Origin of the sequence: Janthinobacterium sp. Ant5-2-1 (genome assembly GCF_001445815.1) — a bacterium.
In the GTDB taxonomy this organism is placed as follows: Bacteria; Pseudomonadota; Gammaproteobacteria; order Burkholderiales; family Burkholderiaceae_D; genus Janthinobacterium; species Janthinobacterium lividum_E.
In genome coordinates, this window is sequence record NZ_LNCE01000016.1 from 209,342 (window position 1) to 234,987 (window position 25,646).

Sequence of the window (25,646 nt, forward strand, 5' to 3'; positions counted from 1 at the left end):
CGACGGTGGCATCCGTGCTGCGTTCTACAACGCCAATGGCGCTCTTGCCTGCGACTTCAGCCATCCTGCCCCACTGTTCCCGCTCGCATCTGGTGCAGCCAATAGGGCCGTCATGACGGTCCAGCTGCTGATCCGGACTGTCGTGATGGGTTGCCCAACCTCCGGCCCGTCATACGAGCCCAGCGCTGGCACCAATCTCTGGCGCACCGAGTTTATTGGGGCATGTGGCGCCGCACATCCAGTACCGAGCCTATCGGCGTTATCACTGGGTTTATTTCACCAACCATTTACCTCATCCTGAAAGGGGCACTGTTGCCATGAGCAATCTTCGCATCATCTATGACAACGCGGCTGACCGCGCGGTGCTGACTGCATCGAGCCAAACCGGCGAACTGGGTCCGGCCAACCTGCAGCGCGATAGCAAGAATGCCGTGTTGCGCGCCAGCGGCACTGCACAGACCATCAGCGCTACCTGGCCGACACAGGAGCCCATCGCCTGCGTGGCGCTGATCTTCACCAACATGACCAGCAGCGCGCGCATGCGTGTGCGCGGTTATGCCCAGCCGGGCGACGCCGTGCCGGTACTCGACACCGGCAGCATCTTCCCGTGCCCGGCTGCTGTGCATGGTTCCTATCCCTGGGGCGTGCTGCCGCTCGGCTGGAACGCCTATCAGTGGGGCGGCGTGAACACCTGGCCGCGCGGCGGCGGCTCCGACGGCGTGACATGGTTCGCCCCTGTGCGCGTGCGCCAGATAGTGATCGACGTGTCTGCGCCGCAGAGCCCTGAAGGCTACCTGGAGATCTCGCGTCTGGTGGTCGGCAACTACTGGTCACCGCAATATAACGCCGAGTATGGCGCCCAGGTGCAGACGCAGGATAGCAGTGAAAATTACCGCACGGGTGCAGGCACCCTGAAAACCGTGCTGGGTACGACCAGCGACAAGCTGAGCATTAACCTGGCACACCTGACACCGATGGACCGTGCGCGCTTCATGCGCATCCTGCGCGAGAACGGCAAGGGCAAGGCGATGCTGTTCAGTTTGTTTCCGGAAAACCCGGATTCGCTGCTGGAACAGGACTACATGCTGTATGGCAAGGCCAGCAATAGCGACGCGGTAACCACGCCGTACTTTGAAACGTATTCTGCACCACTACAAATTGAAGGAATCTAAATGGCTGATAAATTTTATGACGGTATGCCCAACGTCAACGAGAAGTTGAATGACATGGATCGGGCGTTTGCGGCGGGACCGTACAACGCCGTACCGTTGACAGGCGGCGTGATGAGCGGCCCGTTGGCCAACACATACCAGATCTATAGTACCCACAGCATCTACGCGCGCAGTGTAGACGGTCTGACGAACACCAGTTTGTATGCGCCTGTAAACAATACAGGAAACGCGCTGGACAGAATTAACCCAGCCATGTCTCTTGGCGTGACGGGCATAGCGGGCAAGGCGTTTGAAGGGGCATTCATTTTTGCTACACGTGCTGGGCGTGGAGGTAGCTATGTCAAGGACGGCTTTTCCCTCTATTTAAAGGCGCTCGATACCTCGCCAGGCGGACAATTGTCGCCAGGCTTGCTGATCGTTCGTGGAAACGGCTATGTGACGATACCGAAATACGTGCGCATCGGCACGCCGGAAGAATATGATGACACGTATTACAGCGTCATCCAGAATCCCAATCAGGTCGAGGGAACGCGTAATCTGGAAATCGTCAACTCGGCAATTTTTAACGTGGGCGCTACCGGTTACGGCAACGGTTCGGAATGCGTCATGCGCGTGACGCAGACCTCCTTGACTGGCCGCAGCATTAATGCTGCCGGCACGATCAACGCCAGTGGCGCCGACTATGCCGAGTACATGTTCAAGGCCCCGGCGTGTGGCGTCGTCGCGGCAGGTCAGGTGATCGGCATCGGCGCAGATGGCAAGCTCACCGATCGCTGGGCTGACGCCATCTCGTTTGCCGTGAAATCCACCGATCCGTGCATGGTGGGCGGCGACAAGTGGTCGCAGCAGCTTGGTCAGCGTCCGGCATCCGTGACGCGTGCGCTTGACCGCGTCGAATCGATGCTTGCCAGCGAGGCGCAACCGGCTGTCGAAGCAATCTACGACGGCCTGACCCTGCTCACGCCAGCGATTCCTGCGAAGGCGGCCGTGTACCGCGAGGTGCCGCTGGCAGGCGATACCGATGAAGAGTGGGCTGTTCGGCAGGCTCCCGGACTTGCCTTCGATGCGGCACTCGAAGCGCTGCGCCAGACGGTCGACCGCATCGCCTTCGCCGGCCAGGTGCCATGCAATATCCAGGGGGCAGTTCCCGGCCAGTTCATCGTACCGGTACAGGATGGTGCAGGCATTGCGGGCATTGCCATCAATGAGACGGACATGACGCTTCAGCAATACACGCGTGCCATCGGCAAGGTCATCGCCGTCGAAGACGATGGCCGTGCTCGTGTAATCGTGAAGGTGGCATAAAGATTGTGCTTGCCACACCCAAACCCGCTTCGGCGGGTTTTTTCATTTCCACCATCTGAAAGGCAACCATGGCCCTCGAAACCACCGCCGCCGGCGGCGCATTGATCAAACTGTTTGGCGTGCCCGTGCTGGCCGGCGCCGCCGCCACGTCGCTGGGCTTCATGTTCATGTGGCCCCAGTCCACCAAGGAGGCATTTATTCGTTTTTGTTCCAGCATCATCATTTCCACCTTTCTCGGTCCCGTGCTCGTGGCCGCCGTGCTGTCGTGGTGGCCCAGCCTGTTCGACAGCGCGAAAACGGTGGCGGGCCTGTATGGCGGCGACCCGTCCACGGGGTTTTTGTTCATCGCCGCACCGGTAATGGTGGCGGCCGGCTTGCCCGCCTGGTGGGTGCTGGGCGCTTGCGTGCGCTGGTTCGACAAGCGGCGCGGCAAGGATATCGGCGAACTGGCGGCCGATGCGGCCGCTGCGGTCAAGGATGTGCGGGGCATGTTGTGACAGGCGCCCAATTGATGCAGATCATGCCGCTGGCTGGTCGCCGCGCTACGCTGTTCTTGGCGCCCTTGAATGCGGCGATGGCCGAGTTCAGTATCGATACGCCGCTGCGCCAGGCGGCGTTCCTGGCGCAGGTGGGCCACGAATCGGGACAATTGCGCTATGTGCGCGAGCTGGCCAGCGGTGCTGCCTATGAAGGACGCGCGGACTTGGGCAATGTGATCGCCGGCGATGGCGTGCGCTTCAAGGGGCGCGGCTTGCTCCAGGTGACGGGGCGCGCCAACTATGCGGCGTGCGGCGTGGCGCTAGACCTGGATTTACTGGCGGCGCCGCAACTGCTGGAGCAAACGACTTGCGCGTGCCGCTCGGCGGGCTGGTTCTGGCAATCGCGCGGCTTGAATCGCCTGGCGGACGCGGGCGACCAGGAACGGGTGACGCGCCGCATCAACGGCGGCGTGAACGGCCTGGCCGAGCGCCTGGCCTTGTACCAGGCAGCGCGCAAGGTGCTGGCATGAAGCCGTCATTGAGCATGGTGGCCATGCTGCTGTTGCTGGGGGCAGCCGTGTTTTGCGCCCAGCGCTGGGGCCGCGAAACGGGCCGTGCCGCGTGCGCGGCGCAAGTGCTGGCGCTGCAAGCCGTGTTGCAGCGCCAGAACCAGGCCCTGAATGCGATGCGAGAGGAGGACGCGCGCCGGTCGGCGCGGGTACGGCAGGCGCTGGCCACCGCGCAGGCTGGACAGGCAGATGCGCAAGCGGCTGCGGCGCGCATCCTGGCGTTGCAGCCCGAAGGTGATGCTTGCCGTGCCGCCGAGGCGCTGATCGCCAGCGAAATGCCATGAGGCTGCCGCGTGAACGTGCTGAAAGGCATGCAGGCGGCCTCGCCAGCAGTTTAGCCACCTTATTGCTGGCGAGCTTGTTGACCGGCTGTGCGGCATGGGCGCCGGCATCGCAGGTGGAAGCTTGGCCGGTGAGTGCGCCGTGCATCGCCAAGCGTCCTGCCGCGCCCGTCTTGTCGGCCGTGCCAGCCCACGGCATCTTCGAGCAAGTGCAAGCCTTGCTGGCGCGCGAGCAATTGCGTGCCGCACATGTACGCCAGCTGGAAATATTGCTCGATGCCTGCACCGGCGGCTAAGCAGCAGTCACCAGCGGCCTGCCAACGCCGCCTTCTGGTGCATGCGCAGGGGCGGGACGCAAGAAAACGGTGCACCCACCGCCAGATTGGCCGATCTCCAGCGATTTTCGGCACAATTCCTGTATACCATCCACCTGGCACGATGCGTGCATGGCTACCTTGGTCATCCATCCCAGGAGCTTCGCATGCATCATCGGCCGCTAGTGTGTTCCTGTTGTCCCGTTTCTGTCTTGCTTTTCCCTTTCACCTGCGCCCATCCTGGCCGCGGTCACCCAGGAAGTGGAGCGTAAATGGCCTCTCCCCGTTTGAAATCCATCCATCGCAGCGTGCCCGGTACGACGCCTGCCGCGCCATCGCCTGTCGATGAAATCCTGCCGGCTGGCAAACTGTTTACCTTGGGCTTGCAGCACGTGCTCGTCATGTATGCGGGCGCCATCGCCGTACCGTTGATCGTCGGACGCGCCCTCAAGTTGCCGCCCGAGCAGGTGGCGGCGCTGATCAGTGCCGACCTGTTTTGCTGCGGCCTCGTGACCCTGATCCAGTCCCTCGGGATAGGCAAGCATTTCGGCATCCGCCTGCCCGTCATGATGGGCGTCACCTTTGCCGCCGTCAGTCCCATGCTGGCCATGGCGAACAACCCGGCCCTGGGCATCACCGGCATCTTTGGCGCCGTGATCGGCGCCGGCGTCGTTTCCATGCTGATCGCTCCCTTCATCAGCCGCCTGCTGGCGCTGTTTCCGCCCGTCGTCACGGGCAGCATCATTGCCGTCATCGGCGTGTCGCTGATGCGCGTGGGCGTGAACTGGGCCATGGGCGGGCCGCCGGCCATGGCGCAGATTGCCGATCCTGCTTTCCTCAAGATGGCCGCTGCCGCCACGGCGGCCGGCCTGCCCGCGCCGGCCGGTCCCGTGCCCATGATCGCCAACCCCGGCTATGGCGCGCTGGACAACATGGGCATCGCCTTCTTCGTGCTGGCAGTCATCTTGCTGGTGGCCAAGTATGGCCGCGGTTTCCTGTCGAATATCGCGGTATTGATCGGCATCATCGCCGGCACAGCCCTGTCGTTTGCGCTGGGCAAGGCCGATTTCGCCAAGGTGGCCAGCGCCAAGGCTTTTGCCGTCGTCACGCCATTCCAGTTCGGCATGCCGACTTTCGACGTGGTTGCCATCGTTACCATGAGTCTGGTGATGATCGTCGTCATGATTGAATCACTGGGCATGTTCCTGGCCTTGGGTGAAATGACGGGCAAGCGCATCACGCAGGCCGACATCAGCCGCGGCTTGCGTGTCGATGGCCTCGGTACCCTGATCGGCGGCATCTTCAATACTTTTCCATACACCTCGTTCTCGCAGAACGTGGGCCTGGTGGGCGTGACGGGCGTACGCAGCCGCTGGGTCTGCGTGGCGGCCGGCATTATCCTGCTCGTCATGGGCGTGATCCCGAAGATCGCGCAGACGGCTGAAGCCGTGCCGGCGTTCGTGCTGGGCGGGGCAGGGCTGGTGATGTTCGGCATGGTCGCCGCCACGGGCATCCGCATCCTGGCCGGGGTCGACTACAAGAGCAACCGCAACAACCTGTTCATCGTGGCCCTGGCTATCGGCTTCGGCATGCTGCCGCTGGTGGCCGAGCAATACGCGCAGCACATGCCGAAAGCCTTGTCTCCATTGCTGCACAGCGGCATCCTGCTGGCCGCCATCGTCGCCGTGCTGCTCAATCTGTTCTTCAACGGATTGGCGTCGCAGGAAAAGGCGCAGGAGCAGGCGCGCGAGAACAGTCATGGCAGCGATTGAGGAGCCGCCCCGCTCCGTGAACGCGGATTAGCCAGGCGGCAGAATTCTCAGCACCACGCAATTGCGCCCCGCATCCTTGGCCAGGTACAGCGCGGCATCGGCCAGGCGCAGCAGGGTGTCCGGATCAGCTGCGCCCGGCGCCGACTGGACCGCGATGCCGACGCTGATCGTCACCTGCTGCGTATCCGCACTTTCATGGAAGATGCCCAGATCTGCGATGGCGCGCCGCAGCGCTTCGCCGGTCTGGCGCGCTTCATCCGCGCCGGTGTTCGGCAGCACGATCGAAAACTCTTCGCCGCCGTAGCGCGCCGTCAGGTCGCCCGCGCGCCGCATGCCGGCCGCCAGCGCCTGCGCGACCCGGGTCAGGCAGGCGTCGCCGGCCTGGTGGCCATGCCGGTCGTTGAAGCGCTTGAAGTAGTCGACATCGAGCATGATGACGGCAAGTGGCTGGCCGACGCGCGTGGCACGCGCACATTCGGCGCGCAGCACGTCGTCGAAATGGCGCCGGTTCGCCAGGCCGGTCAGGCCATCGGTGATGGACAGGGTCGCCAGCTTGCGGTTGGCGTCTTCCAGCTGCTCCGTGCGTTCGGCAACGCGCCGTTCCAGGCTGTCATGCAGCCTGGCGCTGGAGATCGAGATCATCGCCTGTGCGCCGAGCATGCGCAGGAACGCCACGCGTTCTTCCGTAAACGAGGCTTCTGCAAGCCGGTTCTCGAAGTACAGGATGCCGCCGATCTGGCCGCCGTGCCGTATCGGCAGGCACATGACGGCGCGCGGCAGGTGCAACTGCACGTACGGGTCGGCGGCAAAGCGCGAGGCGCCCGTGATGCAATCTTCGATCACCTCGGCACCGGTGCGCACGACGTAGCGCAGCAGCGACAGCGGGAACTGCGGGTCGCTGGCGGCGTTCAGGTCGAGCTGGCGCGATTGCAGGACAGTGACGCCATCGCCATCGATATTGGCCTCCAGCTGGTAGCTGCCTTCTGACAGCAGCAGCAGGCGCGCCACCTGCGCGCCGGCGTTTTCGCACACGATGGCAATGAGGCGCGTCAGCACCTTGCGCAGGCCCACCTCGTTCGACAGGATCTGCGACGCCTTCAGCAGCGACACCAGGTCGAGCGCGGAACTGCCGTGCGTGTGGGAGACAGAATGCCGTTGCGTGCTGCGGCCTTCCATCCTTGACAACAGTACGCCGTGGCGTGCCTGCAGCTGCGCCACCTTGCCCTGCGCACCCCACTGGCCGTAATGCGCGATGGCGTCCTGGATAAAGACGCCGGCCACGCGCGCATGTCCTTGGTCGAACCAGCATTCGCCGCACAGCTCATTGCCCAGCGCTTGCATATTGACGTAGCCGGCCAGGCCGGCCGCGTCGATCGCCTGCTGGTAATGGCGCGTGGCCAGTTGCAGGTCTTCCCGGTAGCGCGCCATCTCGGCCAGCACCAGCAGGTGTTTGGCGCCGCTGTTGTCCGAGCCTTGTTTGGCCCACTTGGCGAGGCTCGCCTGCAGCGTGCCGATCATGGTCAGCAGATCGCCCGCATCGGGGCGCGCAGGATGGCGCCGCAAGGCGCGGATCAGGATCAGCGCGGCGTAGAAACTGCACTCGGCAACCTTGGCCTGGCCGCGCATGATCTGGGTGACGATGCCGAGCTGGCCGGCCAGTAGCTCGGCGTCGGCGCCGTCGAACAGGTAGGCGTTGCGGATCTTCCCCTGCAAGAAGTAGGCACGGTACAGGTGCGAGTCGCCATATTGATCGAGGAAGCGCGCCTCGCTGAAGGCCCCATCATCGTAGCTGTCGTGGCGGGGCAGGAGGCCCATCAGGCATTTGATGGGCTGGACCGCGGCGGCGACGCAGCAATCGGCCATCGCCTGCTGGCCGTTGGCGCGCATCAGCGCCAGGTCGTGCTCGATATCGTGCATCAGGTGCGGCAGGTAGTCGCCGAGGATGAGTCGGTCGGTGGCGCGCACGGCCGCCACCACGCCGACCTGCACGAAATCGGCGATTTCCAGGGCCCAGCCAAACGCCTCCTCGTACAGGGCGTCGGAGCTGCGCAGCGGCTGCGTCCAGTGGTTGCTGAGCGCGCCGAACATCAGGCCCGTGAGCGTGCGCGTCTGCAGGTTGGCACGGCGCCTGGCCAGCGCCATCGCCATCGCGCCGAATTCGTAGCCGCGCGCGATGTCGCCGCTGTACAGCGCGACCATCATCGCGTAGCCGACATAGGCGACGGCGCTGAAATCGCTGTTCCCCCGCTGCATGGACAGCCGCGTCATCGACACCACCATCAGCGCGCTGAGATCCTGCTGGCCGGCGTAATAGCTGGCCATCCACAGGCCTTGCATCATCTGCATGGCGGCCACCGCGTCCGGCTCGCACATGTCGGCCGCCGCCAGCAAGGCCTCGGGCGCCTGCGCGCCAGGCTGCCGCCCGATGTCGGCGAGGATGTCGGCGAAGCGCGCCTTCATCTGCGCCACGTCGTGCGGAATGTCGATGTGCAGCAGCGCCAGGCCATCGCGTTGCACGGCGATGGCGTCGAGCAGGCGGCCCTGCAATTGATACTGGTGCGCCTGGATGGCAATGCAGCGAACCTGCAGCAAGGGGTTCAAGGTGCGGGCGCGCACCAGCGGGTAGATCGCTTCGGCGGCATCGAACTGGCCACACAGGTAGGCCGCTTCGGCCGCGCCCAGCTGCAGGTCCAGCCAGAGGTCAGCGTGCGCGTTCCATGCCTGCGCCGGCAGCAGGTCGAGACCAATGCGCGTGTGCTCCAATGTGGACTGGAACGCGGCGCAGCGCCGTGCCTTGGTGCCAGCCTGGAGATTGAGCATCGCCAGTTGCACGCGCTCGCCCGCATCGTTGATCAGCGCGCGGCCGGCGTTGAGCTGCTCGACGATTTCGAACAGTGTCTCGTCCCGACGCTCCGGCGCCGTATGCCGCAGCAGCAAGCGGCCGATGAGAAGATGGTTGGCCGTGCGCGCATCGTCGTCGGCGATCAGGTAGGCGGCCTGCTGCACACGGTCGTGCAGGAAGCGGTAACTGACGCCGCTGTTGGCCGCATCGGTGTCGCCATCGATGTATTTATAGCGTTCGTCGAGCGGCTGGATCAAGCCTGCCCTGAGCGCCGGCCACAGATCTTGCTGCGTTTTCCGGGGCGCGCGGTCCACTGCCAGCGCGAGCGTGTCGAGCGCGAAGCGGTTGCCGCAGGAGGCGGCCAGTTGCAGCAGATGCTGCGTCACCGTGGGCAGGCGGCGGATTTTTTCCAGCAGTACCTCGACCACGTTGTCGGTATATCCGGCCTGTTCTATCGCGGGCATGTCCCAGTCCCAGCAATCGTCGGCGGCCCGGTAGCGCAGCTGGCCCGTCTCATTGAGCGAAGCGAGGAACTGGTTGAGGAAAAACGGATTGCCGGCCGTCTTGCGGTAGCAAATACTGGTCAGCGGCGCGCAGTCGGGGGCCGTCACGCGCACGGTGGCCGAGACCATTTGCGCCACCTGCGGCTCGGTCAATGCGCTCAGTAACAGCGTCGACAGGCGTACGTCACGGGCCAGCAGCTTGTCGCGCAGCGCGATCAGCGGATGCGCGGCGCTCACTTCGTTGTCGCGGTATGCGCCGATGAACAGCAAGCTGCTCTTGTCGCAGGAGACCATCAGCAGTTCGATCATCCGCAAGGTGGCCGCATCGGCCCATTGCAGGTCGTCGAGGAACAGCACCAGCGGATGCCCGGCGCAGGCGAACACTTCGACGAAGCGGGGGAAGAGGCGGTCCAGGCGCACCTGTGCCTGTGCCGGCGCCGACGCGGGCACCGCGTCCGTGGGGCCGACGATCAACGCCAGTTGGGGAATCAGCTCGACCAGCATGCCGATGCCGCTGCCCAGGGCCTGGTGCAGTTTGGCGGACCACTGCCGCAGCGTTTCCTCGGGCTGGCCGAGCAGCTGGCGCACCAGTCCCTGGAATGCCTGGATCAGCGAGGCATACGGCACGTCGCGCTGGTGCTGGTCAAATTTGCCGGACAGGAAGCAGCCGCGCCGGGCGGTGATGGGCTTTTGCACTTCGTTGACGACGGCCGACTTGCCGATGCCCGAATGGCCGGCCACCAGCAGCATCTCGCACGTGCCCGCGGCGCTGCGTTCAAACGCCGCCAGCAGCACGGCGATGGCATCCTCGCGCCCGTGCAGAGTTTGCGGCACGAGAAAGCGGCCGTTGTGGTCGGACAGCTTGAGCGCCTGCGCCGGCTTTTGCGCGCGGCAGGCTTCGAGGTCGCTGCGCAAGCCCTGCAAGCTCTGGTAGCGTTGATCCGCATTTTTTTCCAGCAGCCGCTGGATGATCGGCAGCAGCTGGCCAGGCAAGTTTGCCAGCGCCGGGTGCGACCAGTCGGGACTGCGCGCAATGTGGCAATGCACGAGTTCCATCTCGTCGCGCGACTCGAACGGCGCCTGGCCGGCCAGCAGTTCGTAGAAGGTGGCGCCGAGCGCATAGAAATCGGCGCGCCAATCGATCCTCCGGTTCATGCGCCCGGTCTGCTCCGGCGCCATGTAGCGCAGCGTGCCTTCCAGTGTCTGGAGATTGACGATGCCGTGGCTTTCGTACGGCAGTTCACAGGCGATGCCGAAATCGATCAGCTGCAACAGGCGCCGCTCGCCATTCCATACCAGGTTGGAGGGATTGATGTCCTTGTGGATTACTCCCTGATGATGGACCTCTTCCAGCGCTACGCACAGTTGCAACGCGATGTCGAAAAAGTCCTCCAGCGCCAATGCAGGCTGCGACGGCGTCCTGCGCGCCGCCACCTGCGCGCACAACACCTGATCGAGCGCCTGGCCGCCAGTATCTTCGAGGACCATCGTCCAGCACCCGCCGTGCAGCTGCAGTGCCAGCGGATGCGCCACGCCAGGATGACGGCAGCGGCGCGCGATCGCATATTCGCGCTTGAATTGCGCCAGTTGCTGAAAGGAGGGAAACTGCTGATTGGGTTTCTTGACGATCAGCGCGGTGCCATCCGCAGCCCTGACGCGGTAAACCCGTGAGCGGGCACCGCTATGCAGCTGTTTGATGATCTCGTGATCGAAAAGGGAGCGCATGGGCTGGGCTTAGCAGTACACAGACGGTTGCGGGAGCCGGAAGGCGCACATTTCGGAATGTTACTTGATTGTAAGTATTATATCAGCAGGAAGGCTTGGAGTAAGCGCGAGGCACGTGGTGCGATTGGCGGTGTTGTATAAAAGTCGGCTGGGTTGCGACGGCCGCGTGCAGGGCTTCCCGCAGCCTGACCAGATGTTCCTTGCGCGCTGTGGCGATGGTTTTGACGTCCGGCACTTCCACCGCGCAGGGCGCCGGCAACTAGCCAGGTCGATCTGGGTGCGTGCGACGCTTACTTGTGTACCGGCACGGCCAGGGTGACGGCTTGGCCGGACAGGCCGGCGTTCGTGCAATGCATGATGCCGAAATCCGCGTGCGGATGCACGCGGTGGCGGAGCGATTTAGCTCTTCATCATCTTTATGAAGCCGATCAGGACAATGAAAAAGGCAATAAGGCTGATCCATCTATAGACGTTATTGGTTTTTGTAACGTTATCTAAGAGTTGATTGGCAGTTTGTGAATTCATCGCCATGGTCTTTTCGACCGAGGCTTGGGTAGCTGCATTCAACTCCTGTTCGTAGAGAGCGGAGAATTTTGGTCTATCGTCAGGCTGCAGAGTTTTGATGAGTGTCTCTATTTCGTCGCTTTGATCAAGGGCTAATTGATGAGTATTCTTCCCCGCGATGGCGGCTGCTTGTAGCGCCTCAAAGTTTTTAACAGCCAGGTTTCTGACAAATGCTCTATCTACAGCAGGAGCAATGCTGCCATCGGCGGATGGTGGCATTTCTTTTTCTAAATTCATACTTTCCTCAGCTTGCTATTGTGAAAAACCATAATGTTTACCAGCCCCTTGTCTTCCGACCACGCTTCGCCATCATGCCAACAGTGACTAGGCGTGTTCCTCGTTTCAGAGCGTAGGATAATCCTATTGAGCGGAATCAATTCAAAAACGACTTCGCCGGTGGCAACTATGCCACGTTGCCTGTATTTTTTGAAGACGGCTTTCCCCATGCCCCACTTTTTTGCGGTCAAATACTCGCCAGGTTGTGGTTACCAATCGAGAGCGATACAGGGACGTAAATCATCAGGCGGCAATGGGCGATTTTGTATCGCTCGAAGGCTTGTTCACTATTGAGAAGGAGGATTGGGCCTTGTGCATCGCCTGCTCACAATCCTTGTTGGGGAAGATCCGGGACAACATGCGAATCCGTAGTTGTGGTCCGTTGTTTGAGCAGGAAGTGGCAATAACTGAAGGGCAAGGGCCTAATTTTGTGAGGTAATGAGATCGAATTGGTCGACGAAACGCTAATCCAGTATGTTCAGGTGTGATTTGTAAGCCTATTTTTCCTGGCGCTGATGTAGCTGTTACTGGACTCCACCTAAGTAATCCTCGGAAAAGTATTGTAGATTTATGATAAACAGAACCGGATGCAATGCAAGGCGCCCAATGCTAGCAGTGGGCAAGCTAGTCGCTGCACTTTGCAGAGCCGGGTATGGAAGTCAGAAATCACAATAATTTATGGAGGGTTACTTAGGCAGCCCGTAGCGGGCGGCGACGGCGAAGCTAGGCATCCCGATGATATCGGTCGTTTTGCCATCCCACTGTCTTCCTTTCGCAATGCAGAATAAACTGAACGAATGATGTGAGAGCATGATTGACGACCCCGCATAGTTGGGCAATTGGGAGCTCCCAATGCCCGCGCAGGCCTTGCGCAATTTCAGGCTGAGCCAAAAAATTGGCAGTCAGACTCATGAAACTGACGATTCAGAAGAATCTGAGAGACGATATTGCAGTACGTTGGAGACTTTTTGCGGAACAAAACCAGTTTTGCGGAACTGGCAGGGAGGAGAGAAATAGTGATTACTATCTCTGGAGATGGCATGTGCGCTGGTGCCCGGAGCCGGAATCGAACCGGCACGCCCTTACAGGCGGGAGATTTTAAGTCTCCAGTGTCTACCAGTTTCACCATCCGGGCAGCGCGGCGAGATTCTAGCACAGGTGATGTACATCACGCCATCTTGTGCCTGAGCCATGCTGTCCCGTTTGCGCCGGACAGCATGGTTTTATCTGCGCGCCGTCAGAACGTTGCCTTGAACTGCACTCCGTACGTACGCGGTTCGTTGATGATGCCCGTCAGGTTGTCGAAATCGATCGCGCCCAGCGACTGGATCTGGTTGGTGATGTTGCGGCCATACGCGGAGACTTCGTATTTGTCCCATTTGTAGCCGACGCGCAAGCCGCCTTCGAGCAGTTCCTTGGCCTTGTATTCCTTCGCTTCATACAGGAAGAAGTTGTAGCTGGTGCGGTAGGCCCAGTCCGTGTAGGCGTAGAACTCGCCGTTGGCCAGGGGAATGCTGTATTTCAAGGTGAAGTTGGTTTGCCATTCCGGCGCGCGCGGCAGCGGGTTGCCGTCGATGTAGGCCGTGCCCTTGAACGGGCCCAGCGGGTCGGTGACGGTGCAGCCGCTGGCCGGGTTGTTTTGCGCGTTGCCGCAGCTTTGCACGAACAGCTTCTTGTCCTGGATTTCCGTGTGGTTGTAGCTGCCGCCCAGGGTCATGCTGAGCGAATCGCTGAGGTTAGCCTGGAAATCGAGTTCCACGCCACGGCCAGTGGCCTTGTCGGCGTTGATCAGCTGGTTCATGTTGACGGCGCCGCTGCCGGCCGTCAGCTGCTTGTCCTTGACCCGGTACTGGAACACGGCCAGGCTCAGGCGCGCGCGTTTGTCGAACAGGTCCTGCTTGATGCCTGCTTCGACGGACAGGGCTTTTTCGGCGCCCGCAAACGAAGGGCGGTCGGCCAGGCCGTTCAGGCGCCCCTGCATCGACGGCGCGCGGTAGCCGGTGGCGATGCGCGCGTAGGCATTCGTTTCCGGCGTGAGCACATAGGTGCCGCTCAAGTCCCAGCTGACGTTGTGCGAGGTGTCGTTCAGGTTGAAGGGGCCGGCCGTGGTCGCTTCCACGCGCTTGGCGGAAAAATCCTTCTTGTCGGTCGTGTAGCGCAGGCCGGCGCGCAGTTTCAGGGCGTCCGAGACCGTGTAGTTGAGCGAACCGAAGGCCGCGTACGACTTCGAGCTCTGGTTTTGCGTGGCGTAGGCGCTGTTTTGCGGATTGCCGGGTGCCAGGCTGTCAAAGCTGATGCTGTCGATCTGGATATCTTCCTTGAAGTAGAACAGGCCGGCTATCCATTGCAGCGGGCCGCGGGCAGACGATTCGGCGCGGAACTCCTGCGAAATCTGCTTGTGGTTGGGAATCACGTCGGCCGTTTCCACGACGAAGGGGATGAAGCCGGGGCCCATCGGCGGCGCGTACACGGCGCCATAGCCGCCGTCGACGTCGGCACGGCTGAAGAAATCGAGTTTTTCATAGCCGGTGATCGAATGCAGGGTGACGCCGGGCAAGTCCCATTTCAGGCGCATGCTGCCGCCCTTGGTTTTCAGGTGCTGGCGGTTGATGCCGTCGGTCGGGTAGTTATCGTAATCAAAGCCGTCAACCAGGTCGTTCGTGCCCTGCTTGAGGATATTGGCGCGGAACAAGGTGGCCGTGCCGTCGAGGTTGCGCGCGTGCACGTTGAACAGGGCCGTGAAGTCGCGCGTGGGCTTGACCAGTACCTGCAGGCGGGCGGCGCTGTCTTCATAGCCTTCGAAGTCACGCGTGCCGGTGGGGCGCGGGTTGTGCACGCGGTCGTCGCGGCGTTGGGTCTGGCCGGAAAAGCGCAGGGCCACGGTGTCGCTGACGGGCACGTTGAAGGCGCCTTCCAGGTTTTTCATGCCATCCTTGCCGAAGCCGCCGCTCAGGTAGCCTTCCGTCTTGAAGACGGGTTTGGCAGAATCGAACTTGATCACGCCGGCCGGCGAGTTGCGGCCGAACAAGGTGCCTTGCGGGCCGCGCAGCACCTCGACCTGGTCGACGTCAAACACGGGAAAACCTTTCAGCATGGCGTTTTCCTGCACCACGTCATCCATCACCAGGCCCACCGGTTGCGAGGCGTTCAGGTCGAAGTCGGTATTGCCCAGGCCGCGAATGTAGAAGCGGGGGAAGGTGCGGCCGTAGTCCGATTCGACGGAGACGCTGGGCGAGCGGCTGTTGAGAAAGCGGATGTCGGCGCCGCCGGCCGTCAGGGTGTCGAGCTTGTCGCCCTTCAGGGTGGCGATGGACATGGGCACGTCCTTGATGTTTTCCGCGCGCCGTTGTGCCGTCACGATCACCGTTTCCAGCTGGCCAGGTCCGGCCTGTGCCGCAGGAGCGGCAGGGGCGTCGGCGGCTGGCGCCGGGATGCTGTCCTGTGCCTGCGCCATCGCCTGCAAGGGGAAGGCGGCAGTGATTGCCAGGGCAATCAGGGTGTGGCGTACTGTGCTGGCATGCGGTGTCATCATGAAACGGCTCCTGTCGGTCAAGGTTGTTGGGGGCATGCAAGCTGGCGCTGGCCAGCTGGACGAAAAGTCATGCTAGCACGGAAAGTTTTGGTATTCATGCCATTTTCCAGTGACGGCTATTCATATTCGTTTCGACTGAATACACGAATAAAATCGTATTTGTCGTCAATATCTGGCGGGTGCATAGTGGAGTGCCGGCAGGCTTCTACGAGCGCAGAGCGGCGGGGCGTGGCGACGGGGTTTCCTGCGTGAACGCAAAGAGAGCGATGTTTTTTGCCGTGCTACCCGCTTGCGGACACTGGAAATACAACAGCTGCCGCGGATTTTTTTGGGGAGGGGCGTGTTGTTGCTGCGCGACAGGGGAGGCGCCTCCTGCGGCTATCCCCCTGTGCGTGTGATGCAGGGCATGCGAGGCCGCATGCCCATATTGGCTGAATTAAAACTCTTCCCAATCGCCGGCCGTCACGGCTTCCGCTTGTACTGAACGGTGTTTTGCCGGCGCGGCCTGGCGCTTGACGGGGCTGCTGGCTGGCGCCGGTACCAGGCGCAGCGGTTTGCGGCTGGCGCGCGCGGGCGCTGGCGCGAATGCTGCCACATGGCTGTCGTGCGTCTTGAAGATGCTCACGGTTTGCACCAGGTGGCTGGCCTGGTCGCGCAAGGATTCGGCCGCGGCCGCCGCTTCTTCCACCAGCGACGCGTTTTGTTGCGTGACGCTGTCCATCTGGGTCACCGCCTGATTGATCTGCTCGATGCCCGTGGACTGTTCCTGGCTGGCCACGGTGATTTCAGCGATGATGTTGCTGACGCGGGCGACGCTGGCGACCACCTCGGACATCGTCGTGCCCGCCTGCGCCGCCAGCCTGGAGCCCGCATCGACGCGGCTCACGGAATCGTCGATCAACGCCTTGATTTCCTTGGCCGCGCTGGCGCTGCGCTGGGCCAGACCGCGCACTTCGGTGGCGACGACGGCGAAGCCGCGGCCCTGTTCGCCGGCACGCGCCGCTTCCACGGCCGCGTTCAGGGCCAGGATGTTGGTCTGGAAGGCGATGCCGTCGATGACGCTGATGATGTCGACAATCTTGCGCGACGATTCGCTGATCAGCTCCATGGTGCCCATCACCTGGCCCACCACGGCGCCGCCCTTGCTGGCGACGTCCGAAGCGGTGGTGGCAAGCACATTGGCCTCGCGGGCATTTTCCGCATTCTTGCGCACGGTGCTGGTGAGTTCTTCCATCGAGGAAGCGGTTTCTTCCAGTGAACTGGCTTGTTGTTCCGTGCGCAGCGACAGGTCGCTATTGCCGGTGGAAATTTCCTCGGCGGCGAGGGATACCGTGTCGGAATCCTGGCGCACGGAGGACACGACCGAAGTCAGCGACTCCTGCATGCGCTGCAGCGCGGACAGCACGCTGACGCTATCGTTCGGTGCGACGCTGAGTTTACCCGTCAGGTCGCCACCGGCAAGCAGGCTGACGGCGTCGCATAGCTGCTTCGGTTCGGCGCCCAGCGCCTTGAGCAGGCTGCGCGTGATGAGCCAGCCCGCCAGGGCCGCCAGCACGATGGATAGCAAGCTGACGCCGATGAGGATATTCCTGTTGAGAATGTAGCGCTCGTTGTCTTCTTGCAGAATGACGGCGGAGCGTTGCTCCGTCAGGGCGAAATATTCATCACTGGCGGCAACGAGGGCGGCCAGCAGCGGGCGGCACTCCTCGTTCATCTTGACGATGGCCAGTTCGGTTTTCTTTTGCAGCGCCAGGTCCACGATGCCCAGTGCCACGGGGGCATAGCGTTTTTCGATGCTGTCGATCTTGGTGATGATGGTGCGCACCTCGTCCGATACTCCCGGCTGCTGTGCCAGCTGCAGCAGTTGCTGCATGTTCTTGACGACATTGGCATGCGCTTGCAAGACTTGCTTGCGTTCGATTTCCAGGTCTTCCGGCTTGGTCACGAGCACCAGGTTCCTGGCCGCCACGGCGCGCATGTCGATCGCGTCACGCACGCGGTGCGCCGTGTTGGCGCGGGCCGTGATGCCGTTGACATATTGGTCAAAGCCGGCGTTGAAGGTGGAGAAACTCCGTACGGACAGGATCGAGATGCCGATGAGTAAAAAGACCAGCAGGCCAAAAGCCAGAGTGAGCTGGGTGCGTACGGTGAATTTATCCATGATGTCTCTCCCAAAAATACGTGGTGACGATTAGAAAGGGGGCGTGCGTGGGACGGATGGCAGGCGCTTGCCTGGCAGCGGGTCGTACCCTGCGCAGTGCTTCTCTATCCAGAACACGGATTCGTGGTGTGAGGATGGCGTTACTTGAAAACTGATTTAAATAATTTATTTGTTTTATTTATGAAAATCATTTTCACACAAAAAATTCAGTAGATCAATGAGATTTTGCGTGCCAAAAAACAACTTTTTGACATGGAATACTTGTTCATGCGGGTATCGGCGTACCTTGGTGAAATGTCATTTGCCAGCGGCCGTCGCGCCATTTCCATAGCGAACTGCGCAAGCTGGCGCTGGGTGGCAGGGCGCCGCTGGCGTGGCGCTGCGAGCGGTAGGTAACGAAGGCCACATCGTCCGCCAGCAAGCGGGCATGAAAATCGCTGATGCTGCGCGGGCAAAAGTCTTCCCCTGGCAAGGCCGCCAGGGTTGCCGCGCGCGTCCACAGCGTGCCCGAGCTGCCGAATTCGACAAACTCGTCGGCCAACAGCATTGCCAGCCTGGCGCTGTCGGCGCGCACGGCCTGGCTTTGCAGCGCCGCTTCCAGCGCCTGCAGCTGCGCCACCAGATCCGTGGCGTTAGGCCGCTCCAGCCCTGTCATCAGATGGGAAACCCGCCCGCGCCCGATACATTCATGCAGGCGACCTTGTCACTGGAAAAGTACTTGATGAGTCCCAGGCCGATGGCGTAGTAGCCGTCGCTGAGCGGTGAAATGGGGCCGGTGAGCTTTTCACCGCTGACCAGGGTCACCACCCACGGCGTGGTGGCCGGTTTGCCCGCATGGTCCAGGGCGTGTTGTACCAGGTCTGACATGCTGCCTCCAAAGAAATGTAGTTGGGCAGATGATAGCAGTGCGCGGCCGTTTCAAGCGTCGGCCAGCAGATTCTTGGGCAGCGCCACCGACGTGAGTTTCCAGCTCCACAGGCCATCGCGAGTCAGGGTCAATTCACCGATATGACTTTTGCTGTGGGCGCGCTGTACCACGACGCTGTTCCACGAGGTGTAGCGCAGTTTGTAGTCGGGCTTGGTGTTGCGCTTGCGGCCGCTGATGTCGCTGACCTTGGCGAGGGGTTTTTCATAGCGGTCATTGAGTTTCATCAAGGCGACGATGCCTTCGGGCATCAGCATGGTGTCGAGCAAGGGATCGATGACGTCGGGACTGATGTCGTCAGCCACTTCCGGCGCCGAGAACAGGGCATGCAGTTGCTGCCCCAGGCTGCCGCGCAACTGGGACAGGTCGATCTGTGCAGCCAAGGCCTGGCTATCCTCGTCCATGGTCGCCGCGTGGATCTTGTCCATGGTGAAATACGGGCTGCCATAGAAGACGCCGGCCAGTGCGACCAGTACCGCTACAGCGAGAAGCATCATTCTTTTCATCGTGCAATCTCTTGGATGCCTGGCGACCCGGTGCGCCTGAAGTGTTGGCATTCTACATAATATTTCTCAAAATCAATATGGAGGTTTAGGTAAGTGTTGTTTTGGATCAAGTTTCGTCAGAGTAATTCTGGCGGCAGGGTAATGTCCGTCAGTTTCCAATCCCAGATGCCATGGCGGCGCAGCAGGAACTGGCTGGCGGCGGGGCCGGCGCCGCTGCGCCGCAGCACCACTTCATTCCACGAGCGGTACGCCATGCCGAAGTCGTGGCGCTTGCCATCCGCTCCCTGCTTGCCGTGCAGGATCAATACCGTGATGCCGGGCGGCGAGACGATGGCGTCGAGCATTTCCTTGAAATCTTCTTCGCTGGCCGTTTCGCCGGCCGCCCGTAACTGGCACGCCACGCTGGTCCGCACGGCCGGCAGGTCGGCCTGCTGCGCCAGGGTTTCCAGGCGCACGGATTTGGCCGCGATGCTGATGCGGTACATGGCGATGTAGGGGCTGACCCAGGTGAAGCCGATGGCGGCGACGGTAAAAATGATCGCGGTGGCGTACTTTCTTTTCATGGTCCGTGTTTTTGTATGAGCTGTGCCGCCGTGATTTTACCCGGCCAGCGGTGGCGGATGGTGTAGCATTCGTGCCGGCGCGGACCATCGCGCCGCAATATTGAGGACAACCATGAATATCACTATCAATCAGGTGCTGCAGTCGTATATCGACCCGCTCACCGCCAGCGAGTACGCGGCGCTCGAGCGCAGCCTGCTGGCCGAAGGCTGCCGCGATGCGCTGGTGCTGTGGAACGACGTGCTGATCGACGGGCATAACCGCTACGCCATCTGCCGCCAGCACGGCATCGAATTCAAGACCATCCAGAACACCAGCTTTACTTCGCTCGACGACGTCATGCTATGGATGATCGACAATCATTTGGCGCGCCGCAGCGTGTCGGACTTCCAGCGCGGCGTGCTGGCCCTGCGCAAGAAGGAAATCGTCGCCGCGCGCAGCCCGGCGTCCGTCAGCGCGGCTGATGCGCCCGAAGGCGAAAACGCGCCGAAGCCACCGATGAGCACGCGCGAAGAGGTGGCCAAGGCGGCGAGATTGAGCAGCAACCAGATCAGCCAGATCGAGAAGATCCAGAAGGCCGCTTCGCCGGAACTGGTGGAAGCCGTCCGTTCGGGCACGATTTCCATCAACGCGGCGGCCACCGTGGCATCCCTGCCGCCGGAAGAGCAGGTGGCGGCTGTCGCCGGTGGCAAGAAATTGCTGCGCCAGGCGGCCAAGGAAATCCGCGAACAGCGCGCCGCCACGCGTACGCCGCGCGAGCCGAAGGCGCCCCACGTGTCGCAGGATACGCCGGAGACGGGCAACGAGCCATGGGCCGAGAATGCGGCCCAGGCACCATCCGAAGCGGAGCGCCTGCGCGGCGAGATCGCCGGCTTGAAACAGCGAGTGGCGCAGCTGCAGGCGGAAAATACCGAGTTGAACCAGCGGATTGCCACCCTCATCGACGCATCCTGATTATTGGAGTAGTGCATGCCAGCTCGCCGTGCCTTGTTTGCCGCCATCGCCTGCGGCACCGTTGCCGTACCTCCCGTGCTGGCGGCGCCCGCCGTTTCTGTCACGGACATGGCCCGCTGGCAGGCGCAGGCCGCCCATGTCAGCATCGCGCGCGACACGTGGGGCGTGCCCCATGTGACGGGCAAGACGGATGCGGATGCCGTCTTTGGCCTGATGTATGCGCAGGCCGAGGACGATTTCCCGCGCGTGGAACTCAATTACATCAACGCCATGGGGCGCCTGGCGGAAGTGGAGGGCGAACGGGAGCTGTATCGCGACCTGCGCATGAAGCTCTTCATCGATCCGCTTGAGCTGCAGGCGCAGTACCGCGCCAGCCCGGCCTGGCTGCGCAAGTTGATGGATGCGTTTGCCGATGGCTTGAATTTTTACCTGGCCACGCATCCGCACGTCAAACCAAAGCTGATCGCGCATTTCGAGCCGTGGATGGCCCTGAGCTTCAGCGAGGGCAGCATCGGCGGCGATATCGAATCGGTCAACCTGGCGCAGCTCGAAGCGTTTTACGGCCAGCAGGCCAAGCCTGCATCGGTGGCGATGGCGCTGGCCAGCGTGGAAACCGGGTTGGCGTCAGGCCTGGAGCCTGAGCCGAGCGGCTCGAACGGTTTCGCCATCGCGCCCGCCATCACGAAAAATGGCCATGCACTGCTGATGATCAACCCGCATACCTCGTTCTACTTCCGTCCTGAAGTGCAGGTCACCAGCGGCGAAGGTCTGAATGCGTATGGCGCCGTCACCTGGGGCCAGTTTTTCGTCTACCAGGGTTTTAACGACCGCCTCGGCTGGATGCATACCTCGGGCGGCGGCGACGTCATCGACGAATACCTGGAAAGCATCGTCGACAAGGATGGTGCCTGGTTTTACCGCTATGACGGCGGCCTGCGCCCCTTGAAAGCCGTGCCGATTACCTTGCCATATAAACTGGCGAACGGCGGCATGGGCTCGAAAACCATCACCGTGTACTACAGCCACCACGGCCCCGTCGTGCGCGCGCAGGATGGACGCTGGGTGGCCGTGCGCCTGATGAACGAACCGTTGAAGGCCTTGACGCAGTCGTACACGCGCACCAAGGCGCGCGATTACGCGGCGTTCTACCGGACCATGGAACTGCGCACGAATTCCTCGAACAATACCGTGTACGCGGATGCGGACGGCAATATCGCCTATTTTCACGGCAATTTCATCCCCGTGCGCGACCCGCGCTTCAACTGGAAGCAGCCCGTCGACGGCAGCGATCCGGCCACGGAATGGAAAGGCTTGCATACGGTGGCGCAGACCATCACCCTGTTCAATCCGAAAAATGGCTGGATACAGAACACGAACAATTGGCCGTATTCGGCGGCCGGCGCCAACAGCCCGCGCCAGCAAGACTATCCCGCCTATATGTCCGTGTATGGCGAAAATGCGCGCGGCCTGCATGCCGTCAAGGTTTTCCAGAACAAGAAGGATTTCACGCTCGACAAGCTGATCGCCGCCTCGTATGACAGCGAACTGACGGCGTTCGAAGCGCTGCTGCCGCCGCTGTTCACGGCCTACGATGCGCTGCCGGCCGGTGACGCGCAAAAGCTGGCGCTGGCCGACAAGGTGGCTCTGCTGCGGGCCTGGGACTGGCGCTATGCGCTGACGTCCACGGCCACCTCGCTGGCCGTGTTCTGGGGCCAGGAGCTGGCCGAGCTGGCAGGCAAGCAGGCGCGCGAGCAGGGTGTGCCCGTGGTCGATTTTCTGGCAACGGACAAGGTCACGGCGACCCAGCGGCTGGTTGCCCTGGCGACGGCGGCGGACAAATTGCAGCGCGATTTCGGCAACTGGCAAACGCCGTGGGGCGAGATCAACCGCTTCCAGCGCCTGACGGGCGACGTGGTGCAGCCGTTCGACGATGCGCAACCGAGCTTGCCCGTGCCTTACGCGTCAGGTAACTGGGGTGCGCTGGCCGCGTATGGGCAAAGCAGCAAGAGCACGACCCGCAGGATTTACGGCGAACGTGGCAACAGCTTTGTCGCGGCCGTGGAATTCGGTCCGCGCATCAGGGCGAAAAGCATCCTCGCCGGTGGCCAGAGCGGCGACCCGAAGTCGCCCCACTTCAAGGACCAGGCGGCCATGTATGCGCGGGGCGAATTCAAGGAGGTGTTGTTCTATCCCGAGGACGTAAGCAGGCACCTGGAGCGCAGGTACCGGCCGGGGGAGTGAAGTTGGTGGTGCGTCGGATTACGCCCTCGCGGGCTAATCCGACCTACCTGCCACGGCATACCGTAGGTCGGATTAGCGTAGCGTAATCCGACAAGCACCGCATTAAATCGCATCAAGTTCGTAACCGTAGGTCGGATTAGCGTAGCGTAATCCGACAATCACCCCCTCAAATCGCATCCAGCGCCGTGCGCAAGTCGTGCCGCAAATCCTCGATATCCTCGATCCCCACCGACAGCCGGATCAAGCCATCGCCGATGCCCAGTTTTTCCCGCTGTTCGGCTGGGATGCTGGCATGCGTCATCAGGGCAGGGTGCTCGATCAGGCTTTCCACGCCGCCCAGGCTTTCGGCCAGGGCGAACACCTCGCAGCGCTCGAGGAAGCGGCGCGCGCCGGCCAAATCCGTATCGAGGTCGATGGAGATGATGCCGCCGAAACCATCCATCTGGCGCTGCGCCAGCGCGTGCTGAGGGTGCGAGGCCAGGCCCGGATAGAAGACTTTCTTTACTTCCTTTTGCTGCTCGAGCCAATGCGCCAGCGCCAGTGCGCTTTCGCAATGGCGCTGCATGCGGATGGCCAGGGTTTTCACGCCGCGCAACGCCAAAAAGCTGTCGAACGGGCCGGCAATCGCGCCCACGGAGTTTTGCAAAAAGCCCAGTTGCTCGCGCCATTCCGCCTGCCGCTCTTCCGCGCCGACGATGGCGATGCCGCCGATGATGTCCGAGTGGCCGTTCAAGTACTTGGTGGTCGAGTGCACGACGATATCGAAGCCATGCTCCAGCGGGCGCTGCACCAGCGGGCTGGCAAAGGTATTGTCGGCCACGGCGATGATGCTCCGTGCGCGGCAGATGTCGGCAATGGCCCGCAAGTCGGCCAGCTTCAGCATCGGGTTGGTGGGCGTTTCGACCCACACCATCTTCGTTTCCGGGCGCAGCGCGGCCAGCAGGTTTTCCGGATTCGTCAGGTCCACATACGTGAACTCGTGGCCGGCCGAGCGCCGGCGCACGCGTTCGAATAAACGGTAGGTGCCGCCATACATGTCGTCGCCGGCGACGATGTGGCTGCCCGCGTCCAGCAATTCCAGCACGGACGAGATGGCGGCCAAGCCCGAGGCGAACGCGAAGGCCGCGCTGCCCCCTTCCAGGTCAGCCACGCAGCGCTCGAGCGCCCAGCGCGTGGGATTGTGCGAGCGGCCATAGTCGAGGCCCTTGTGCACGCCGGGGCTGTCCTGCACGAAGGTGGAGGTGGCGTAAATGGGCGGCATGATGGCGCCCGTCGACGGGTCGGGCGACTGGCCGGCGTGGATGACTCGCGTGGCGAGGCGGCTCTTGCGGGTGGTTTCCTGGCTCAAGATAGTGTCCTGCGTAAGTGGTTGAGAAGGTCGAAGCGGGTGATCAGGCCATAGAAGGCGGTATCGTCGGCAACGACGGCCGTCAAGCCCCGGTCCAGGGTGGCGCGCAGGGCGGGCAAGCCGCTTGACGGCGCCAGGGTTTCGATCTGCGTCGTCATGGTGGCGCCCACCAGCGAGGCGAAATGGGCGGCGTCGCCGGAGACGTGCAGCAGCAAGTCCGATTCGTCGATGATGCCAACCAGTTTGCCGCCGTCGATGACGGGCAGCTGCGCCAGGTCGCTGGCGCGCATGCGGTTGAAGGCCGTGAGCAGGGTGTCGCCCGGCGCCACGCTGACGACGTCGCCCTCGTCGTAGCGGCGCCCGATCAGGTCGCGCAAGTCGCCCGACACGGCCCGCTGCAACAGGCCCTGGTCGCGCATCCAGCCATCGTTATAGACTTTCGACAGGTAGCGCGTGCCCGTGTCGCACACGAAGGTGACGACGCGCTTCGGCGTCGTCTGCTCGCGGCAGTATTTGAGGGCTGCGGCCAGCAGGGTGCCCGTGGACGAGCCGCCTAAAATACCTTCAGCGCGCAGCAGCGCGCGCGCGGAATCAAAACTTTCCTGGTCCGTGATGGTGTAGGCCTTGGTGACGCTGTCCATGTCGGCGATCGAGGGGATAAAATCTTCGCCGATGCCTTCCACGGCCCACGAGCCGCTCGTGTCGGCCACCTTGCCCGTGTCGATGTATTCGGTGAGGATGGAGCCTTGCGGGTCGGCCAGCACGAATTCCAGCTTGGGCTGCGCCTTGCGGAAGTAGCGGGTCAGGCCCGTCAGGGTGCCGGACGAGCCGACGCCGACGACGATGGCGTCCACGTCATGGCCGCTTTGCTCCCAGATTTCGGGCGCCGTCGTCGTTTCGTGGGCCAGCGGATTGGCGGGATTGTTGAACTGGTCGGCGAAGAAGGCACCCGGCAGTTCGCGCGCCAGGCGCGCCGCGTAATCCTGGTAGTACTCGGGATGGCCCTTGCCCACGTCCGAGCGCGTGGTGTGCACTTCCGCGCCCAGGGCTTTCAGGTGCAGCACTTTTTCCGTCGACATCTTGTCGGGCACGACGAGAATCACGCGGTAGCCCTTGATGCGGCCGATCAGGGCCAGACCGATGCCCGTATTGCCGGCCGTTGCCTCGACGATGGTGCCGCCTGGTTGCAGGCGGCCGTCCGCTTCGGCCGCTTCGATGATGGACAGGCCGATGCGGTCCTTGATGGAACCGCCGGGATTTTGCGATTCCAGTTTCAGGAACAGCTGGCACAGGCCCGTATCGAGCCTGGTGACTTCGACCAGCGGGGTGTTGCCGATCAGCTTGTATAGCGCTGGCGGCTGGGATGGGGATGGCATTCGATCATTCATGGTGGCTCCTGTCAGAGAAACAACGGCTCCGGATTGTGTCCCGAGCCGCCTTCCGTGCCGCGCAGTGTAGGCGGGTGGACGAGTGCGGCGAACGAATGTTTATATGCTTGCATATGCGCGCTTCGCATATCGGCAACAAGGTTCGCGATGCGAGTATGCGCCGTTTTTATCCCGCTTGCCGCGCCAATGGCGCGACTATTAAGCTGCCGCAAGCCCGCCATTGCGATT

The 25,646-nt window shown here is 62.3% G+C and carries 20 protein-coding genes and 1 tRNA gene; 9 read left to right on the forward strand and 12 right to left on the reverse strand.

The window, feature by feature from the left end; genetic code table 11:
* The first annotated feature begins 224 nt into the window (after positions 1-224).
* The 7 genes from ASN89_RS06835 to ASN89_RS06865 all read left to right on the forward strand — a co-directional run bounded on the left by ASN89_RS06835 (position 225) and on the right by ASN89_RS06865 (position 5,892).
* Positions 225-1,172, forward strand: coding sequence for a hypothetical protein (locus ASN89_RS06835; protein WP_152988466.1), 948 nt, complete (start codon positions 225-227; stop codon positions 1,170-1,172).
* Positions 1,173-2,477, forward strand: coding sequence for a hypothetical protein (locus ASN89_RS06840; RefSeq protein ID WP_152988467.1), 1,305 nt, complete (start codon positions 1,173-1,175; stop codon positions 2,475-2,477).
* A gap of 68 nt (positions 2,478-2,545) precedes the next feature.
* A complete protein-coding gene (locus ASN89_RS06845; protein WP_058048714.1) occupies positions 2,546-2,974 on the forward strand; it encodes a hypothetical protein in 429 nt (142 codons plus the stop codon).
* Positions 2,975-2,988: 14 nt separating this feature from the next.
* Complete coding sequence (locus ASN89_RS06850; protein WP_058048740.1) at positions 2,989-3,486, forward strand: glycoside hydrolase family 19 protein; 498 nt, start codon at positions 2,989-2,991, stop codon at positions 3,484-3,486.
* Positions 3,483-3,809: a hypothetical protein gene (locus ASN89_RS06855; RefSeq protein ID WP_046684142.1), complete on the forward strand. Its 327-nt coding sequence runs from the start codon at positions 3,483-3,485 to the stop codon at positions 3,807-3,809. The genes ASN89_RS06850 and ASN89_RS06855 overlap by 4 nt, the downstream gene beginning before the upstream one ends.
* 113 nt (positions 3,810-3,922) lie before the next feature.
* Positions 3,923-4,102 (forward strand): hypothetical protein, encoded by a 180-nt coding sequence (locus tag ASN89_RS06860; protein WP_152988468.1) that lies wholly within the window; start codon positions 3,923-3,925, stop codon positions 4,100-4,102.
* 290 nt (positions 4,103-4,392) lie between these two features.
* The gene (locus ASN89_RS06865; protein WP_235432919.1) at positions 4,393-5,892 is read left to right on the forward strand and encodes a nucleobase:cation symporter-2 family protein; all 1,500 of its coding nucleotides are present in this window, start codon (positions 4,393-4,395) and stop codon (positions 5,890-5,892) included.
* Positions 5,893-5,919: 27 nt separating this feature from the next.
* Here the strand turns inward: ASN89_RS06865 and ASN89_RS06870 are convergent, their stop codons facing one another.
* The 9 genes from ASN89_RS06870 to ASN89_RS06920 form a co-directional block, all read right to left on the reverse strand.
* Positions 5,920-10,962, reverse strand: a complete 5,043-nt coding sequence (locus ASN89_RS06870) for a diguanylate cyclase domain-containing protein (RefSeq protein WP_058048717.1) — start codon at positions 10,960-10,962, stop codon at positions 5,920-5,922.
* A gap of 399 nt (positions 10,963-11,361) precedes the next feature.
* Positions 11,362-11,763 carry a hypothetical protein gene (locus ASN89_RS06875; protein WP_058048718.1) on the reverse strand — a complete coding sequence of 134 codons (402 nt, stop codon included), beginning with the start codon at positions 11,761-11,763 and terminating at the stop codon, positions 11,362-11,364.
* 1,087 nt (positions 11,764-12,850) lie between these two features.
* Positions 12,851-12,937, reverse strand: a tRNA-Leu gene (locus tag ASN89_RS06890).
* 102 nt (positions 12,938-13,039) lie between these two features.
* Entirely contained in the window at positions 13,040-15,334 is a 2,295-nt protein-coding gene (locus ASN89_RS06895; protein ID WP_414842503.1) for a TonB-dependent receptor, read from the reverse strand.
* Between the two features lie 436 nt (positions 15,335-15,770).
* Positions 15,771-17,495: a methyl-accepting chemotaxis protein gene (locus ASN89_RS06900; protein WP_058048722.1), complete on the reverse strand. Its 1,725-nt coding sequence runs from the start codon at positions 17,493-17,495 to the stop codon at positions 15,771-15,773.
* A gap of 265 nt (positions 17,496-17,760) precedes the next feature.
* Entirely contained in the window at positions 17,761-18,150 is a 390-nt protein-coding gene (locus ASN89_RS06905) for a DUF4440 domain-containing protein (protein WP_058048723.1), read from the reverse strand.
* Positions 18,150-18,362 carry a hypothetical protein gene (locus tag ASN89_RS06910; RefSeq protein WP_046684150.1) on the reverse strand — a complete coding sequence of 71 codons (213 nt, stop codon included), beginning with the start codon at positions 18,360-18,362 and terminating at the stop codon, positions 18,150-18,152. Before ASN89_RS06910 ends, ASN89_RS06905 begins: the two co-directional genes overlap by 1 nt.
* Positions 18,363-18,413: 51 nt before the next feature.
* Positions 18,414-18,917, reverse strand: a complete 504-nt coding sequence (locus ASN89_RS06915) for a DUF2939 domain-containing protein (protein WP_058048724.1) — start codon at positions 18,915-18,917, stop codon at positions 18,414-18,416.
* Positions 18,918-19,042: 125 nt separating this feature from the next.
* Positions 19,043-19,489, reverse strand: coding sequence for a DUF2939 domain-containing protein (locus ASN89_RS06920; protein WP_058048725.1), 447 nt, complete (start codon positions 19,487-19,489; stop codon positions 19,043-19,045).
* Between the two features lie 112 nt (positions 19,490-19,601).
* On the opposite strand from ASN89_RS06920, the gene ASN89_RS06925 reads away from it, so the two are divergent.
* Both ASN89_RS06925 and ASN89_RS06930 read left to right on the forward strand, forming a co-directional pair.
* Positions 19,602-20,441, forward strand: coding sequence for a hypothetical protein (locus ASN89_RS06925; protein ID WP_058048726.1), 840 nt, complete (start codon positions 19,602-19,604; stop codon positions 20,439-20,441).
* Positions 20,442-20,456: 15 nt separating this feature from the next.
* Complete coding sequence (locus ASN89_RS06930; RefSeq protein WP_058048727.1) at positions 20,457-22,682, forward strand: acylase; 2,226 nt, start codon at positions 20,457-20,459, stop codon at positions 22,680-22,682.
* Positions 22,683-22,848: 166 nt separating this feature from the next.
* Here ASN89_RS06930 and ASN89_RS06935 read toward each other — a convergent pair whose 3' ends face one another.
* The 3 genes from ASN89_RS06935 to ASN89_RS29425 form a co-directional block, all read right to left on the reverse strand.
* On the reverse strand, positions 22,849-24,030 hold the full coding sequence (locus tag ASN89_RS06935) for a trans-sulfuration enzyme family protein (RefSeq protein WP_058048728.1): 1,182 nt from the start codon (positions 24,028-24,030) through the stop codon (positions 22,849-22,851).
* Entirely contained in the window at positions 24,027-25,418 is a 1,392-nt protein-coding gene (locus tag ASN89_RS06940) for a pyridoxal-phosphate dependent enzyme (protein WP_414842504.1), read from the reverse strand. Before ASN89_RS06940 ends, ASN89_RS06935 begins: the two co-directional genes overlap by 4 nt.
* An 11-nt stretch (positions 25,419-25,429) precedes the next feature.
* The coding region (locus ASN89_RS29425) for a hypothetical protein (RefSeq protein WP_235501893.1) at positions 25,430-25,646 on the reverse strand (217 nt) is incomplete at its 5' end.